This is a genomic window from Spirochaetia bacterium 38H-sp (genome assembly GCA_039023545.1).
GTDB lineage: Bacteria > Spirochaetota > Spirochaetia > Winmispirales > Winmispiraceae > Rarispira > Rarispira pelagica.
Window position 1 is genome coordinate 1 of record JBCHKQ010000007.1, and the last position, 16289, is coordinate 16289.

Annotated in this window: 19 protein-coding genes and 1 tRNA gene; 18 read left to right on the forward strand and 2 right to left on the reverse strand. The window is 40.0% G+C overall.

The window, feature by feature from the left end:
- The 10 genes from gltB to rsfS all read left to right on the forward strand — a co-directional run.
- Positions 1-2897 (forward strand): glutamate synthase large subunit (gene gltB, locus WKV44_10155; GenBank protein MEM5948902.1); only part of this gene is annotated, 2897 nt, incomplete at its 5' end.
- The gene (locus tag WKV44_10160; protein MEM5948903.1) at positions 2898-4373 is read left to right on the forward strand and encodes a glutamate synthase subunit beta; all 1476 of its coding nucleotides are present in this window, start codon (positions 2898-2900) and stop codon (positions 4371-4373) included.
- A gap of 56 nt (positions 4374-4429) precedes the next feature.
- Entirely contained in the window at positions 4430-4741 is a 312-nt protein-coding gene (gene rplU, locus WKV44_10165; GenBank protein ID MEM5948904.1) for a 50S ribosomal protein L21, read from the forward strand.
- A gap of 3 nt (positions 4742-4744) precedes the next feature.
- Positions 4745-5071 carry a ribosomal-processing cysteine protease Prp gene (locus WKV44_10170; protein ID MEM5948905.1) on the forward strand — a complete coding sequence of 109 codons (327 nt, stop codon included), beginning with the start codon at positions 4745-4747 and terminating at the stop codon, positions 5069-5071.
- Position 5072: 1 nt separating this feature from the next.
- Positions 5073-5330: a 50S ribosomal protein L27 gene (gene rpmA, locus WKV44_10175; GenBank protein ID MEM5948906.1), complete on the forward strand. Its 258-nt coding sequence runs from the start codon at positions 5073-5075 to the stop codon at positions 5328-5330.
- 15 nt (positions 5331-5345) lie between these two features.
- Positions 5346-6350 carry a GTPase ObgE gene (gene obgE, locus WKV44_10180; protein MEM5948907.1) on the forward strand — a complete coding sequence of 335 codons (1005 nt, stop codon included), beginning with the start codon at positions 5346-5348 and terminating at the stop codon, positions 6348-6350.
- Entirely contained in the window at positions 6350-6937 is a 588-nt protein-coding gene (nadD, locus tag WKV44_10185) for a nicotinate (nicotinamide) nucleotide adenylyltransferase (protein MEM5948908.1), read from the forward strand. The genes obgE and nadD overlap by 1 nt, the downstream gene beginning before the upstream one ends.
- On the forward strand, positions 6885-7496 hold the full coding sequence (gene yqeK / locus WKV44_10190; protein MEM5948909.1) for a bis(5'-nucleosyl)-tetraphosphatase (symmetrical) YqeK: 612 nt from the start codon (positions 6885-6887) through the stop codon (positions 7494-7496). The genes nadD and yqeK overlap by 53 nt, the downstream gene beginning before the upstream one ends.
- Complete coding sequence (locus WKV44_10195; protein MEM5948910.1) at positions 7480-8661, forward strand: LCP family protein; 1182 nt, start codon at positions 7480-7482, stop codon at positions 8659-8661. The genes yqeK and WKV44_10195 overlap by 17 nt, the downstream gene beginning before the upstream one ends.
- Positions 8642-9010: a ribosome silencing factor gene (gene rsfS / locus WKV44_10200; GenBank protein ID MEM5948911.1), complete on the forward strand. Its 369-nt coding sequence runs from the start codon at positions 8642-8644 to the stop codon at positions 9008-9010. Before WKV44_10195 ends, rsfS begins: the two co-directional genes overlap by 20 nt.
- Here rsfS and WKV44_10205 read toward each other — a convergent pair.
- Positions 8989-9213 carry a hypothetical protein gene (locus WKV44_10205; GenBank protein ID MEM5948912.1) on the reverse strand — a complete coding sequence of 75 codons (225 nt, stop codon included), beginning with the start codon at positions 9211-9213 and terminating at the stop codon, positions 8989-8991. The two genes, rsfS and WKV44_10205, sit on opposite strands and share 22 nt — an antisense overlap.
- A 9-nt stretch (positions 9214-9222) precedes the next feature.
- Positions 9223-9693: a chemotaxis protein CheX gene (locus tag WKV44_10210; protein MEM5948913.1), complete on the reverse strand. Its 471-nt coding sequence runs from the start codon at positions 9691-9693 to the stop codon at positions 9223-9225.
- Between the two features lie 193 nt (positions 9694-9886).
- On the opposite strand from WKV44_10210, the gene nadC reads away from it, so the two are divergent.
- The 8 genes from nadC to tilS all read left to right on the forward strand — a co-directional run bounded on the left by nadC (position 9887) and on the right by tilS (position 16286).
- On the forward strand, positions 9887-10753 hold the full coding sequence (gene nadC / locus WKV44_10215; GenBank protein MEM5948914.1) for a carboxylating nicotinate-nucleotide diphosphorylase: 867 nt from the start codon (positions 9887-9889) through the stop codon (positions 10751-10753).
- 12 nt (positions 10754-10765) lie between these two features.
- Positions 10766-12334, forward strand: a complete 1569-nt coding sequence (gene nadB, locus WKV44_10220; protein ID MEM5948915.1) for an L-aspartate oxidase — start codon at positions 10766-10768, stop codon at positions 12332-12334.
- A gap of 3 nt (positions 12335-12337) precedes the next feature.
- Positions 12338-13216: a 4-(cytidine 5'-diphospho)-2-C-methyl-D-erythritol kinase gene (gene ispE, locus WKV44_10225; protein MEM5948916.1), complete on the forward strand. Its 879-nt coding sequence runs from the start codon at positions 12338-12340 to the stop codon at positions 13214-13216.
- Between the two features lie 39 nt (positions 13217-13255).
- Positions 13256-13546, forward strand: coding sequence for a septation regulator SpoVG (spoVG, locus tag WKV44_10230; protein MEM5948917.1), 291 nt, complete (start codon positions 13256-13258; stop codon positions 13544-13546).
- 62 nt (positions 13547-13608) lie between these two features.
- Positions 13609-13680, forward strand: a tRNA-Gln gene (locus WKV44_10235).
- A gap of 41 nt (positions 13681-13721) precedes the next feature.
- Positions 13722-14330, forward strand: a complete 609-nt coding sequence (locus WKV44_10240; protein MEM5948918.1) for a 50S ribosomal protein L25 — start codon at positions 13722-13724, stop codon at positions 14328-14330.
- A 2-nt stretch (positions 14331-14332) separates the two neighbouring features.
- On the forward strand, positions 14333-14914 hold the full coding sequence (gene pth, locus WKV44_10245) for an aminoacyl-tRNA hydrolase (GenBank protein MEM5948919.1): 582 nt from the start codon (positions 14333-14335) through the stop codon (positions 14912-14914).
- Entirely contained in the window at positions 14907-16286 is a 1380-nt protein-coding gene (gene tilS, locus WKV44_10250) for a tRNA lysidine(34) synthetase TilS (protein MEM5948920.1), read from the forward strand. The genes pth and tilS overlap by 8 nt, the downstream gene beginning before the upstream one ends.
- Positions 16287-16289: the final 3 nt, after the last annotated feature.

A 16289-nucleotide genomic window follows, 5' to 3' on the forward strand; every position in this document is an offset into this window, starting at 1 on the left:
GCCTTGAGGCTTTTATCGGGCCTGAGAAAAATTTGCTGGATACTACTCCCGAGCATTGTCATAGACTGCATATTCCCACACCATTCCTCACCAATGAGCAGCTTGCTGCACTCAAGCATCTAAACTACAGAGGGTGGAAATCCAAGCTCATAGATATAACCTTCCCCAAGACAGAAGGACCCTCTGGATTGGAAAAGTGCCTTGACAGAATAGAAAAAGAGGCGGAAGAGGCTATAAAGGATGGATATTCCCTTATTATTCTTTCCGACAGAGGAGCTGGCAAGGACAGAGTTCCTGTGAGCGCTCTTCTTGCTACTTCTACCGTGCACCATCATCTTGTAAGAAAATCTGTGAGAACTCAGATTGGTATTGTTGTTGAGTCAGGAGAACCCAGAGAAGTCCATCACTTCTGTATGCTTGTGGGTTACGGTGCGGATGCTATTAACCCCTATCTTGCCTATGAGGCGATGTGGAAGATGGCAAGAGAAGGCATATATGACTATTCTGATGAGGAAATTCTCAAGAGATATATAGCTGCCCTGGAAAAAGGCATGCTTAAGGTTTTTGGAAAAATGGGTATATCGACCCTTGAGAGTTATAAGGGCGCTCAGATTTTTGAGGCAGTGGGACTTGCAAAATCCGTTGTAGAGCGTTCTTTTGCCGGCACAACCAGCAGGATAGGTGGTGTTGATTATAAAACCCTTGCAGAAGAGGCAATTACAAGGCATAAAACTGCGTATCCGGGCAGAAATAAACCCATAGGTGATACTATTCCTAATCCTGGTGATTTTGCTTACAGATATGCGGGCGAAAAGCACATGTGGGATCCGGAATCAATTGCCAATCTACAGCATGCCTGTTGGTTTGATGATAAAGAAGCATATAGGAGATTTTCGGATATTCAGAATAGAAGGTCCAAAGAGCAGGCAACTATAAGAGGCTTGCTTAAATTTAAGAAGACCAACCCAATTCCAATAGAAGAGGTTGAGCCTGCTTCTGAGATTGTAAAGCGCTTTGTTACCGGTGCTATGAGTTTTGGATCTATTTCTCAGGAAGCTCATGAGACTCTTGCCATTGCAATGAACCGTATTGGAGGAAAATCTAACACAGGAGAAGGCGGAGAAATGCCTGAGCGTTTTATTCCTCTTCCCAATGGAGATTCTAAGCGTTCTGCAATAAAGCAGGTTGCTTCCGGAAGGTTTGGGGTTACTATAAACTATCTTACTAACTCGGATGAGATACAGATTAAGATAGCTCAGGGAGCAAAGCCTGGCGAAGGTGGAGAACTTCCCGGCCATAAGGTCTTTGAAATAATTGCAAAAACAAGACATACGACTCCTGGAGTAGGACTTATAAGTCCTCCGCCGCATCATGATATATATTCTATCGAGGATCTTGCACAGCTTATCTTTGATCTTAAAAATTCTAACCCTAATGCACGCATAAGTGTCAAGCTTGTTTCTGAGGTAGGTGTAGGAACGATAGCAGCTGGTGTTGTAAAAGGTCATGCGGATCATCTTCTCATCTCCGGTCATGATGGTGGAACAGGAGCTTCTCCTCTTACAGGGGTAAAGAACGCAGGGCTTCCGTGGGAGCTTGGAATAGCAGAGACACATCAGACCCTGGTTATGAATGACTTGCGTTCTAGAGTGGTTTTGCAGACGGACGGTCAGATAAAAACAGGTAGGGATGTTGTTGTAGCAGCTCTTCTTGGTGCAGAAGAGTGCGGTTTTGCAACAGCGCCTCTTATTGTTATGGGCTGCATAATGATGCGTAAGTGTCATAAGAATACCTGCCCTGCTGGTATTGCAACACAGGATGAAAGGCTTAGGGCAAAATTTAAGGGAAGTGCAGACCATGTTGTGAGATACTTCTATTTTGTAGCAGAAGAAGTAAGAGAGATAATGGCACAGCTTGGCGTCAGAACTTTTAATGAGCTTGTGGGTAGAAGAGAATTGCTTGAGGTGGATACGGATTCTATTCCTGAGAAGGCAAAAGGTATAGACCTTACTCCTGTAATTACCATGCCAATAAAACCCAGAGAAGATATAGGTGTTTATTGTACCCAAAAACAGGATCATGGCATAGATAAAATATTGGACAGGCAGCTTATAAGTGATATTCTTCCTCTTGCAAAACAAAATAAAAAGGCAGAGCTTACATATAATATAAAAAATATAGATAGAACAACTGGTACTATGCTTAGTCATACTCTTACCAGAGAGCTTGGTCCTGATGTTTTGGAGGATGACTCTTATGTAGTACGTTTTTACGGGTCTGCCGGTCAGAGTTTTGGTGCATGGCTTGCAAAAGGACTTACCTTCGAATTGGAAGGTGATGCTAACGACTATGTGGGCAAGGGGCTTTCCGGAGGCAAGATTATTGTGAAACCGCCAAAGGGTGCTACTTTTGTTCCTGAGGAAAATATTCTTATAGGCAATGTTGTTTTGTACGGAGCCATAAAAGGAGAAGCATATTTCCGTGGTATTGCGGCAGAAAGGTTTTGCGTAAGAAACTCTGGTGCACATGCAGTAGTAGAAGGTATAGGAGATCATGGTTGTGAGTACATGACAGGTGGTATTGCTGTTGTGTTAGGTGAGACGGGCAGAAACTTTGGTGCTGGTATGAGCGGTGGCGTTGCCTATGTTTGGGATAAGAAGGGAGATTTTGTAGAAAAGGTTAACTATGAGATGGTTAATACAAAAGAACCTTCAGATGAGGATTATGAAGATATTCTCAGACTGGTTAAGAATCATGTTAAGTATACTGAGTCCACTGTTGGACAGTATGTGCTTGATAACTGGGATGAGGTTAAAAAGCAATTTGTAAAAGTTATTTCTCCCGAGTATGAGAGAGTTATCCAAAAGCTAAAAAACGCTTCAAAGGTGGAGGCATAAATGGGAAAACCTACAGGATTCTTAGAATATGACAGAAAGACTGTTATAGATAGAGCTCCTTCTGAGAGGATTAATGATTTTAACGAATTTCATATACATTTATCCGAAGAAGAGAGAAAAGAGCAGGGTGCAAGGTGTATGGATTGTGGGGTGCCTTTCTGCCACAGCAGTTATGGCTGTCCTATCCATAACCTCATTCCTGAGTGGAATGATTTTGTCTACAGAGGAAGATGGGAAGATGCTTTCTATAGGCTGAGATACACCAATAATTTTCCTGAGTTTACCGGAAGAGTGTGTCCTGCTCCCTGTGAGTATGCATGTGTTCTGGGTATAAATGAGCCTGCCGTTACAATAAAAGATAACGAGTGTACAATAATTGATAAGGCTTGGGAGAGCGGACTTATGGTTCCCAGACCTCCTCAGAGCAGAACTGGGAAGAAGATTGCTGTAGTGGGTAGCGGTCCTGCCGGGCTTGCGGCAGCGGATCAGTTAAATCAAGCAGGTCATGAGGTTACTGTATACGAGAGGGATGATAGACCGGGCGGACTTTTGATGTATGGTATTCCCAATATGAAGCTTGATAAAGAGTTGGTGCTCAAAAGAATATCAATAATGGAGCAGGAAGGTGTCAAGTTTATAACAAGCACTCATATAGGCAAGGATATTCCTCTTTCTCAGCTTGTGGAGGAGTTTGATGCGGTTTTGTTGGCATGTGGGGCGACAAAACCAAGGGATTTACCTGTTCCAGGAAGAGATTTGAAGGGAATCCATTTTGCAATGGATTTTCTCAAAGCTAATACTAAGAGCCTGTTAGATTCCAGGCTGGAAGACAAGAATTATATTTCTGCGGAAGGTAAACATGTAGTCGTGATAGGCGGAGGAGATACAGGAAATGACTGTATAGGCACATCTATACGTCATGGTTGTGTGAGTGTGACCAATTTTGAGCTTCTCCCAAAACCACCTGAGGACAGGTTTGAGGCTGCTCCTTGGCCGTTATATCCGCGCATGTTTAAGGTTGATTATGGACATGCGGAGGCTATTGAAAAGTTTGGAAAAGATCCCAGAGAATTTTCTATCTTGACTAAGGAATTTATAGGAGATGAAAATGGTCATGTTAAGGCTATAAAGACAGTAAGGGTAGAATGGAAGAAGAACTCGGAAGGTCGTTTTGTAATGGAAGAGCTTCCTGGTACAGAAGAAGAATGGAAGGCTGATCTTGTACTGCTTGCTCTTGGTTTTCTTGGGCCTGAGGATACTCTTCCAGAAGAGTTAGGATTAGAAAGAGATGCCAGATCCAATATATCTGCTCCCTATGGCAGGTTTACTACTTCTAATCCCAAGGTCTTTGCTGCGGGAGATGCCAGGAGAGGGCAGTCTCTTGTTGTATGGGCTATACACGAGGGACGTGAAGCTGCTTATGAGATAGATACTTATCTTATGGGAGAAAGTGTGCTTCCAAAGATGAGGCCTTGACTAGATTAGCAAGGTATGGTATACAGCCCACTATATTATTGTATGAGGTTATAGCTATGTATGCGCTAGTAGAGATTGCAGGAAAACAGTATAAGGTAGAAGAGGGTTCCAAGCTGGTTGTGGATAAACTTCAGCTTGAACCGGGTGCTTCTGTGGATTTTGATTCTGTTTTGATGTTAAGAAAGGATGATGAAGTAAAGTTGGGCTCTCCTTATGTGGATGGCTGTAAGGTAAAGGCTGTTGTTGAGGATCAGATAAAAGGCAAAAAGATAGTGGTTTTTAAGTACAAAAGAAGAAAAAACTACAGAAGGAAAAGAGGACACAGACAACAGTATTCTGTTCTTAAGGTAGAAAAAATAGAGGCATAATTTATGATTTTTGTGAGACTCTATCTTCAAGATGGATTGATAAAACGGATAGAGTCCGCGGGTCATGCCTCTGCATCAGAGGGTGTGAGCATACCTTGTGCAGGAGTAAGCCTTGTATTGAGAACCGCAGGACGCTTGATTAATAAAGTTCCTGCGGCTAAGCTGGATGTAAGAGCAAATAAAGAGGGGGAGTTTTTTCTGGATGTTTTATCACCAGAGAGGCTTTCTCGTGATTGGTACTCAGGTGTTTCTTCTTATATCCTGCAGGCTCTGGAAGATCTTGTGAGAGATTTCCCAGACCAGATAAAACTAAGTGTTGAGGAGTTGTGATATGGCACATAAGAAAGGTGGCGGTAGCTCTAAAAACGGAAGAGACTCTAAGTCAAAAAGACTTGGGGTAAAGCGTTTTGGCGGTCAGATGGTTAAGGCCGGTGAGATAATCGTGAGACAGAGAGGAACTAAGTTTCATCCCGGCAATAATGTGGGATTGGGTAAGGATTTTACTATATTTGCCAAAACAGAAGGCGTTGTAAAGTTTAGACTCAGAAGGGGAAAGAAGCTTATAGATATCGTTCCTGTTGAGGCTTAGTTTTCGGGATTTGGAGTGGAAAAATTCGTAGATGAGGTAGTGATAGAGCTGTCTTCCGGAAAAGGGGGAGATGGCTCTGTGTCTTTTAGAAGGGAAAAATATATTCCCAAGGGTGGTCCTGACGGGGGAGATGGTGGGGACGGTGGTTCTGTCGTTTTTGTTATAAAAGAAAATCTAAAAACCCTTTTACATCTTAGTCATAAACCTTTTTTGCGTGCAAAGAACGGAGAACCCGGAAAAGGTAAAAAAATGCATGGTAAAAAAGGTGAAGATCTTATAATAGAAGTTCCCCCGGGTACTGTTATAAGGGATGCTGATACTGGAGAACTTATAAAGGATCTCTCGGATATATCTGAGCCGTGGACTTTTTTGAAAGGTGGAAAGGGAGGAAAAGGGAATGTCCATTATAAGTCCTCTGTGCGTCAGGTTCCGCGCTATGCCCAACCGGGAAAACCTGGAATAACAAAAAGAGTAGTTATAGAATTAAGGCTTATTGCTGATATCGGCCTTGTGGGGTTTCCTAACGCGGGTAAATCTACTCTTTTGAGTGTTCTTACCAATGCGCATCCTAGAATCGCTCCCTATCCTTTTACGACAAAAATTCCCAATTTGGGTGTATTGTATGTAAATGATTTTGAGCTTATTTTGGCTGATATTCCTGGTATAATAGAGGGAGCAAGTCATGGTGCCGGATTGGGGCATAAGTTTTTAAAGCATATTTCCAGAACATCTTGTATAGCTTATATGATTGATTTGTCTGATGACAATTATAGAGATGCTCTTGATATTCTTAAATCCGAGCTTGTGTCTTACGGTTATGGTCTTGAGGATAAGCCCTATATTATTATAGGAACCAAACTTGATATGCCTGATACTGCAGATAGGCTTGAAGAGCTGAAGAAAATGAATCCTGATGATACGGTGATTGGTATTTCTTCTGTAAAGAGAGAAGGGCTTGATACGCTTATCAAAAATTTTTATGCCATGTATATGTCTGCAAGGACCCCGGAGGATGGCTAATGAAGCTTCTCATGTTTGGCGGGACTTTTAATCCGGTTCATATAGGTCATCTTTTTATAGCGGAAGAAGCTCGAGTTTCTCTTGGATATGATAAAGTTATTTTTGTTCCAGCGTATAAGCCTGCTCATAAGCAAATTGTCTCCGGTGTTTTACCTGAAGATAGATTAAATATGCTTTCTCTTGCCATAAAAAACAATGAGTTCTTTTCTGTAGATGATTGTGAAATAACTAGAAGAGGTGTCTCCTATACTCTTGATACTATAGATTATCTTTATAATCGCTTCTCTCCGGAAGGAAAATTGGGTCTATTGATAGGAGATGATCTTGTGCCGGGCTTTTCTACCTGGAAGAAGGCAGATGTTCTTCCCGAGCTTGTGGATATTGTTATTGCCAGAAGAACGTCAGAATCTCCTTATAAAGTGGAGTGGAGGCATAGATATATTACTAATACTATAATACATGTTTCTTCTTCTGATATCAGGAACAGAGTTGCTGAAAATAGGGCTTTTAGATATCTTGTACCTTATGAGGTATATGAATACATTAGTAAAAAAGGATTATACCACGTTGATAAGACATCTTCCTGAAGTGCATTCGTATATCAAGGCTAATTTATCAGAAAAACGGTATTTGCATTCTTTGAGAGTGGCAAGGGTTTCCGCTTTTTTGTGCAGAAGAGAGGGACTGCCTGCCATAAGTGGGCATCTTGCCGGCCTTTCCCATGATATGGCAAGAGAGCTTTCTGATGAGTTAATTCTTGATTATGCGGGACGTATTGGTTATAAGCGTGATGATACTTATGATAGTGTTGTTCTTTTGCATGGTATGGCCGGACGATATATTCTGGCGAAAATGTTTGGAGTGGTGGATGAGGATGTTCTATCTGCTGTGGAGCATCATACTTTGGGGCATCCAAAACTGACCTTGCTTGGTAAGATAGTTTTTTGTGCCGATTATATTGAGCCTGGTAGAGATTATATTTCTTTTGAAAAGTATAATAGTTTTATATCTATGCCGTTAAATGATATGGTTGTTTCTGTTGTTGATGATTGTAGAAAAAGAGGTTATAAAATCCATCCTATTACTCAGATGATGATTGATAATATAGTGTTCTTGAGGGAGGCTTGTGTTGACCAGAAAGGATAGGGAGAGACGCATAATTATAATTGTTTTCTCTATTGTGTTTATTATTATATTTGCTGCTTCTTTTTATATTTATAATAGGGTAAATAAAGATAAATTTTCTGTTCTCATAGATAAGAAGGGGATCGTATCTATTTTATTCACTGTTCATGATGATAAAAGACCTTTGATGACAGAATTGCTTTTGTTTTCAAAAAATGGCAATGGGGCTTTTTTGGATATTCCTGCCAATGTGAGTTATTTGTATTCTGATGAGAAGAGAATAGATGAACTTGCGCTTGCTTTTTCTAAGAGAGGTATAGAGGGATACCGAAAAACGGTTGAATCTTTGTTGAATAGGTCTGTGGATTTTGTTTTTGATGTGTCTCTTGAAAATTTTGTAAATGTTGTGGATTTTCTTGAGGGTTTATATGTATTTGTTCCAGAAGCTATAGAAATGGAGTCCCCTAATGTTAATATTCCTTCTGGTAATGTCAGATTGGATGGCGATAAGATAAAGCAGTTGCTCTTGTATTCTCAGATTGGTGAGGAGGGGTATCCTTCTTCTTCCGATGCTGTGGATGCACGATACCAGATTTTCTCGGCCTTACTTGTTTCTATGAAAGAGTGGTCCGATTACTTTATCAATGATTCCAAATTTTTGTCTGTTTTCTTTTCTGTATGGGATAAAAAGATGGATAAGGCTTCTTTTAGAGCTTTGATGAGAGGTTTTAAGAGTTCTTTTCCTGATCAGTTTATAGCAAGGACGGTATTGGGTAAAATTACTGTTGTTGATGATTTACCTCTTCTTTTTCCTCATGATAATGGTTCTCACCTTGTGTCGTCTTTAAAGGAGATTGAAAATGTTATAACCAGCGATAATCCTACCTCTGCTTTTGATATTTCTATCAGGATCAGGATTCTCAATGGTACCACCATACAGGGGTTAGCAAGCAGAACAAAAGCTCTTTTTGAGAGTTTTGGTTATGATGTTATAGGTGTTGGTAATTTTTCTACTGATTCTCTTGAAAAAACTATAATTATTGACAGGGATGGAGATTTTTCTGATTCTGAGGTTGTTGCAAAATTTATAAATTGTGATAATGTTGTTTTTGAGCAGGATGATACTGCTCTTGAGGATGTTACTGTTGTTCTTGGGAGAGATTTTGATGGCAGATATTGTAAGTAATGATAGTAGACTTGATGTAGCAAAGCAGGTAGCGTCTGTGCTTGATTCTCATAAGGCAGGGAATGTGGTTCTTCTTGATGTGCGTGAGTGTTCTTCTATTGCGGACTATTTTATAATATGTACTTCTAATAGTGATGCCCATTTGAGGGGACTTGTTTCTCACTTGAAGGATTTTTTTGAAGATGTCGGTATAAGGGTTTTGCGCAGTAGTTCTGCTGTAGAATGGTTTTTACTTGATTGTGGTGATATTATTGTTAATATTATGAATTCCGATACTCGAGACTTTTACAGGCTTGAAGAACTATGGCATGATGCGCCCGTTATTTTTCAGTCTTCTGGCTCAAATTGATCGTAGTCTATCTCGTCTGTTAGGTCTTTGTCCCAGTCTGTATCGGTGTTGATTGGGGTGTCATCCAAGAAGTCTTCTATGTTTTCTTCTATCTCTTCGTATTCGTCTTCTTCTGGTGTGTATGTTTCTTCTTCCTGAAGAGGGGTGTTGTCCGAGTCGGATATAAATATGTCATAGCTGTCGATTTCTTCCAGGTGATACATTCTTTCCTCTCATTTGTTCTTGAGTATAAGTTTTATAAATATTTTGCCAAAATTTCCTTCTATTTTTGCTGTTGTTTCCTGAGCTTTTGCTATTGATATAGGGTTGAGGTTGTTTCCCATAAGAAGTGATGGTGGTGTTAGCATGGAGTCTATTCCTATTGTCGAGAGTTTGCTCACCAGTCTGCCAAAGAGTTGATTGGTAAATTCCAGAATGAATGATCTGTGAAGTTCTGTCAGGGTAGTGCCTTCCAATGCGTAGCCCAATGCTCTTGATGCTTCTGTCGTAAATTTTAGGGCTGTGTTTTTGTCAAAAAATAATAGTCCGTAGCCTTTATATTTGCCTACTATACCCAATGAACTGATTATTTCTGTTTTTGTATTTTTTTCTTCCGGATCTATGGTTTGTTTTGTTTTTATCTTGGTCTCTTTTAATATGTCTCTCAGGCTTTCTGCTAGTATGGTTTTTATCTTTTGTTCCATCTCTTATATGATGCAGTAGGTTTTAAATATTTTCAAGGGTGGGCTGCATGTGTGTGTACTTTTTGTTGTTTTATTTTTATATGCCGCAGGCAGGGCTTGCCTTGTTTTTTTCTTTTAGTTTTTGCTTAGGGCAAGCCCGTTCGGTTTTTTGTGGTATTGAGTTTTTGCTTTTATTGCATTAGCATTGGTCATTATGAATAGATTTGAAAAGCTTTGCGAGCGGTTTTCTTCCGAGATTGGGCTTCTTGTTCCTCTTGCTCTTAAGGAGGATTTGTCCGATGTCGGGGATGTTACTAGCGATGCTATTTTTGATGAGTCTACTTTTGGAGAGGCTGTTCTTGTGAGCAAGGGCGATGGGGTGTTGGCTGGGGATTTTTTGTTTGATTTTGTTTGTCGTTCTGTTTGTCCTGATGTCACTGTGGAGTTCTATAAGGAGGATGGGGATATTTTGTGCCGTGGGGATGTAGTGGCGCGTATCCGCGGGCCTGTGAGGTATATTTTGCGTGCAGAGAGGGTAGCTCTTAATTTTATTGCGTTTTTGTCGGGCATTGCAACGGAGACAAAGCGTTTTGTGGATGCTGCTTCAAAGTATGGAAGGGTTGTTATTCTGGATACCAGGAAAACTTTGCCGGGTTATAGGCGGTTATCCAAGTATGCTGTTATGTGTGGTGGCGGTAGCAATCATAGGATGGGGTTGTTTGATATGGTTATGATTAAGGATAATCATGTTGATGCTGCCGGGTCAATTTCTGCTGCTGTTGAGCGTGTCAGGTCTGTCTGGGGGGATAGGTTTAGGGTGGAGGTTGAGTGTCGCTCTGTCTCCGATGTGGAGGAGGCTGTTTCTGCTGGTGCGGATATTGTTATGCTTGATAATATGGATGCGGATGAATGTGCCGTTGCCGTAAAGCGGTTTTCTGGTAGGGTCAAGTTTGAGGCTTCTGGTGATATGTCGATTGAGAGGTTATCTGCTTTTGCTGCAAGTGGGGTTGATTATATTTCTGTTGGTAGAATTACTCATTCTGCACCTGCTTTTAATTTTTCTGTTAAGTATTCCAATTGATGGGAGCTGGGTTTGATTACTCATAGGATGTATGTGGATGTTCTTGTTCTTGGCTCCGGTCTTGCAGGACTAAGTGCGGCTATTTCTGCTGCGGATGAGGGGCTGGATGTCCTTGTTGTTTCCAAGGAAAGTGAGCTTAAAGAGTGTAATACTTTTTATGCACAGGGGGGTATAGTTTTTTCGGGTGAGGGAGACTCTCCTGATTTGTTGGCTAGAGATATCGAGCAGGCAGGTGCTGGGGTATGCTTTTCTGATGCTGTAAGGCTTGTTGCGGAAGAAGGACCTTCTCTTGTGAAACGCTATCTTATTGATGATGTTGGTGTTGAATTTGATGTTTCCAGAGAGGGGTTTGATTTTACTCGTGAGGGTGCTCATAGTATCAGAAGAATTTTGCATGTTCATGATGAGACGGGGCGTGCTATAGAATTATCTTTTCTTAGGCGTGTTACTGACCATCAAAGGATTTCTCTTGCTGCTGGATATACGGCTATAGATTTGATTACCAACTCTCATAATTCTTCTAATCCGGAGGAGCTGTATAGGCCTACACGGGTTATGGGAGCTTATCTTTTGGATTCTTCTGGTAATGTGCTTATTGTTTTTGCTGCTGCTGTTGTTCTTGCTACAGGTGGTGTTGGGAATCTTTTTTTGAATACGTCCAATCCGCCAGGAGCAACCGGTGATGGTGTTGCTATGGCTTATAGAGCAGGGGTTCCTATTATAAATGCCCATTATATTCAATTTCATCCTACTGTTCTTTTTCATAGGGATTTGAAGCGGCTTCTTATTACTGAGGCTTTTAGAGGGGAGGGGGCTAGGCTTCTTAACCATAGCGGTGAGTATTTTATGGAGCGATATAGTCCAGATAAGAAGGACCTTGCTCCTAGGGATGAGGTTTCTAGGGCTATATATGCCGAGATGGAGGCGGAAGGGTCAGATTTTGTATTTCTTGATGCAAGAAATCTTGATGTTGATATAAAGGATCGTTTTTCTAATATATATGCAAAGTGTCTTGAGGTTGGTCTGGATATTACCAAAGATCCTATTCCTGTTGTTCCTGCTGCACATTATTTTTGTGGAGGTGTAAAGACGGATCTCAGTGGGGCCACAATTATTCCAGGCCTGTATGCTGTGGGTGAGTGTGCCTGTAATGGAGTACATGGTGCTAATAGGCTTGCTTCTGTCTCTTTGCTGGAAGCTTTGGTGTTTGGGATAAGGGCAGGAAAAGATATTGCTTCTCGTGCAAAGAAACCTTCTAAGTTGCTTATGTCAGAGATAAGAGATTGGATATATCCTGCAAAAGAAGAGTTTTTTGATCCTGTTCTCATAGAGAGTGATCTTAAGTATCTTAGGGTTCTTATGTGGAATTATGTTGGCATTGTAAGAACACGTAAAAGGCTGGAAAGGGCTATGTCTGATATCCATTATTTAAAACAGCGTATAGAGCAGTTTTATAAATCTGCAGAAGTTCGCAAGGATATTGTTGAGCTTAGAAATGCAGTCCTTGTTGCTGAGATAATAACTAGGACAGCTTATGCTAATCCGTCTTCTATTGGATGCCATTATATAAAAACGGATTGATAAATGGCAAAAGATAAATTCCCCTATATGATTTTTTCTCCTGCTAAAGTTAATCTTCATTTAAAGATACTTGACAGAAGAGCGGATGGTTATCATAATATATTTTCGTTATTCCAGTGTGTATCCATGTCTGACAGGATATGGATTTGTTCTTTGACAGAACCGTCCGACTTGGTAGATGGTGTAGACGCCACTCCTGGGTCGAATACCTTGATAAAGGTATTAAATGAGTTTAGGTCTTATACCGGGCTTGATTTTTTTGCACATATACGTGTGGAGAAAAATATTCCTCAGGGTGCAGGTCTTGGAGGAGGCTCCAGTAATGCGGCATCTTTGCTCAAGGCTTTGAATGAGATTTTTTCTACACAGCTTGGTGTGGATGATCTTATAGAGATAGGTGCAAAAGTGGGGAGCGATGTTCCGTTTTTTTTAAAATCCCCTGCTGCAATTGTTTCTGGCAGAGGGGAGGTGCTAAAACCTATCAGAGCACGGGATGATTTTTTTATTGTTCTTGTTGAGCCTGGGTTTTGTGTTAATACTTCTGATGCCTATGCTTGGCTGGATGCATATGCTGAAGGAAATCCCGGGTTTTTTGATATGCAGGATCCTAATATAGAGGAGCAATATCTTTTTTTTGAGCCTGAGAAATGGGATTTTTATAATTCTTTTTTGCCTGTTCTTCTGGAACGTTTTCCAATCCTTCTAGACCTGGAGAGGTTATTGCGAACGTATGGTGCGGTCTATACCAATGTTAGTGGAAGCGGGAGTACTTTTTTTGGTGTTTTTAACTATGAGAGTGATGCACATAATGCATGCGTCAGTCTCAAGAAAAAAGGTTTTTCCGCACATTGTGTGAGACCTCTTTCTTTTTTCCCTGGGTAATATTGGCCTGCTGTGTCAGGCAAAATATAAGGAGTGGTTATGGAAGTAACAGACATCAGAATCAAGAAAGTAGAGGGGGACGGTAAGCTCAAGGCTTATGTTACTGTAACCTTTGACGACTGCTTTGTTGTGCATAATATAAAGGTGATTGAGGGTAAAAACGGTGCCTTTATAGCTATGCCCAGCAGAAAAACAAAGGATGGAGAATATAAAGATGTTGCACATCCCATAAAGGCAGATTTTAGAGAGAGGTTACAAAGTAGTATTTTGTCAATGTATGAGAATATGGGAGAAAAACTGGAAGTTTCTTCTTCCGAGAGTGCTAACTGATTGACACTTTTTTATAAATAAGTATTCTCTATTGCAGCTTGATAGAGCTGTTTTTTCTATAGTGGGACGTCGGCAAGTGGTAAGCCACCGGGTTTTGGTCCCGGCATTCGCAGGTTCGAATCCTGCCGTCCCAGTATGCTCATATAGCATCTAAATCTGTGTGAAGGAGTATAATGTGAAGAATGTAACACTTACTGCCTCTAAAAGAGTAGCTGGTAATAAAAGCAAAACAAATGCTCTCAGACGACAGGGTTTTATTCCTGCTGTTGTTTATGGTGCCGGAGAAGAGATTCCTGTGTCTGTAAATGCACGTGAATTTAACAAGACTTTTCATGGTGCTATCTCCGAAAATATTAGGATAGATCTTGATATTTCTGGAGATAAAAAAAGACAGGTTCTTATCAAGGATTACCAGTATGATCCTATCAAGTCCAAGATTGTTCATCTTGATTTTATAGAGCTTGATCCCAATAAGCCTATAAAGACTCATGTTCCTGTTCATCTGGAAGGTAATGCTCCTGGCGTGAAGTTAGGTGGTATTTTGGAGTTTTTTACTCAGGAACTTGAGGTGGAATGTTTGCCCAAAGATCTTCCGGAGTATATTGTTGTTAATATAGATAACCTTAACCTAGGTGATTCTATCCATGTTGCTGATATTTCTCTTCCTAATGGTGTTAAAATTATTTCTTCTAATGAACAGACTGTTGTTGCCGTAACTCATGCTACAAAAGAATCCACTGATGTGGTATCAGAAGAAGAGACAGAGGAAGAGGTTTCTGAATAATAGTGGCAAGAACCTTATATATCCTTGGATTGGGTAATCCGGGTAAGCGCTATGCATCTACACGGCATAATGTTGGTTGGTGGCTGGTAGATAGTATGGCGCTTTATTTTAACTTATCGTTTTCTTTAAAGAAGAATTATGAAGAGGCTTTTGGTAATGTGAAAGGCAATAAAGTTGTTTTGATAAAGCCTCTTACATACATGAACAACTCGGGTTCTATTTTTAAAAATATGTTTTTCCCAAAGGATGGACTTCCAGACAATCTTATAATATGTGCAGATCAGGTTGATCTGTCTCCTGGTAATGGGAGGCTAAGACTGGCAGGAGGTCATGCGGGACATAATGGTATAAAATCAATTATATCGGATCTGGGAACCAATAATTTTTATCGTTATTATATTGGTGTGGGCAGGCAAGCTCCAGGACAGGATCTTGCAGATTATGTACTTTCCATACCAACTCCTGATGAGAAAACAAGGATTTTTGAGACAATAGAAAGATTTGTAAATACGTTTAATGACTTACTCAATATGGAATATCAACGGGTTATGGAGGTGTTAAATAAGCGTTATTACAATGATTAAAGAAAAAGTTATTTCTTTTTTTAATATGCATCCTTTTTTAAAAAGATCAAGGATTGCTGTTGCTCTCTCAGGTGGTCCCGATAGTGTAGCCCTTCTGCATGTTTTGTATGAATTATCCTCCTTTTTTAACTTACGCCTTTCTGTTGTCTATGTCGAGCATGGTATTAGAGCATATGAGGAAAGAGCAAGAGAAAGACAAATGGTACTGGACTATTCTAAAAAATATAATCTTATATTACATGAAAAAATAGTTGCTCCTGGTTTTATAGAACACGTTGCATCTGAGAAATCAAGAAGTGTAGAAGATGTTGCAAGAGATATCAGATATGATTTTTTTTCCAGTCTTGTGAAAGAAGATAAAACGGATTATATTGCTACTGCACATACTGAAGACGATCAGGTAGAGACTATTTTTATGCGTGTTTTGAGTGGTTCTGATATTTTTGGTTTGCGTGGTATACCTGCTATTAGATTACCATATATCCGTCCTCTCCTGACGTGTACAAAAGAAGAGCTGTTAAGGTATATTTCTGAATTATCACTGGCATATGTAGTGGATAGCTCTAATCTTTCTAACGATTATTTAAGAAACAAGATTAGAAATATCGCTTTTCCTTTTTTAGAAAAATATTTTTCAGGGATAAAATCCGGGTTGCTTGCGCTTTCTCAAAAGGCAGAAATATTTTCCAAAGAATTGCAAGTATTAAAGACTTCTCTTGTTTGGAATTATGATTCATATGGTTATTATGTTGATTATAACAGTTTCTTACATGCCAGTGAGTTTGAACGTTATATGTGTCTGTACGAAGTATTCTCGATGTTGGGAAATAATTTACCTTTTTCCGAGTTGCCTTTTAAACATATATATGGACTTATAAAGGATCCCAAGAATATTTCCAGCATCAGATTGCTGTCGGGCAGAGGCTTTTTTTTGGAAAGATGCGGAGATAAAATATATGTAACAAGGGAGCTTGCTTATGGTTTGGAAAATGGTTATTTTCTAGAAGTGAAAACACCTGGCAAATATATGCTAGGAAATATAGGCTATGTTATAATTGATTTTGTGGAATATGGAAAAAATCCTGTTGGAACTTTTTCTTTTCCATGGTGTAATGAAAGGGCTTTTATAATACGTTCCAAAAAGCCTGGAGATGTTATTGAGTTTTCTAACCATAAGAAGGCAATAAATAAGTTTCTTCAGGAGTGGAATGTCCCAGTGGACAGAAGAGGGATGTTGCCTATAATAGAGGATACGGAGTTAGGAATAGTAGCTATACTTGGCTCTGTTTTTAATAAGGGGCAAGATATAATAAGACATGGTCTTCCTGCTTCTACGATGCAGGTTGCGATAAAATTTTTACAGGAGAGATAGAAA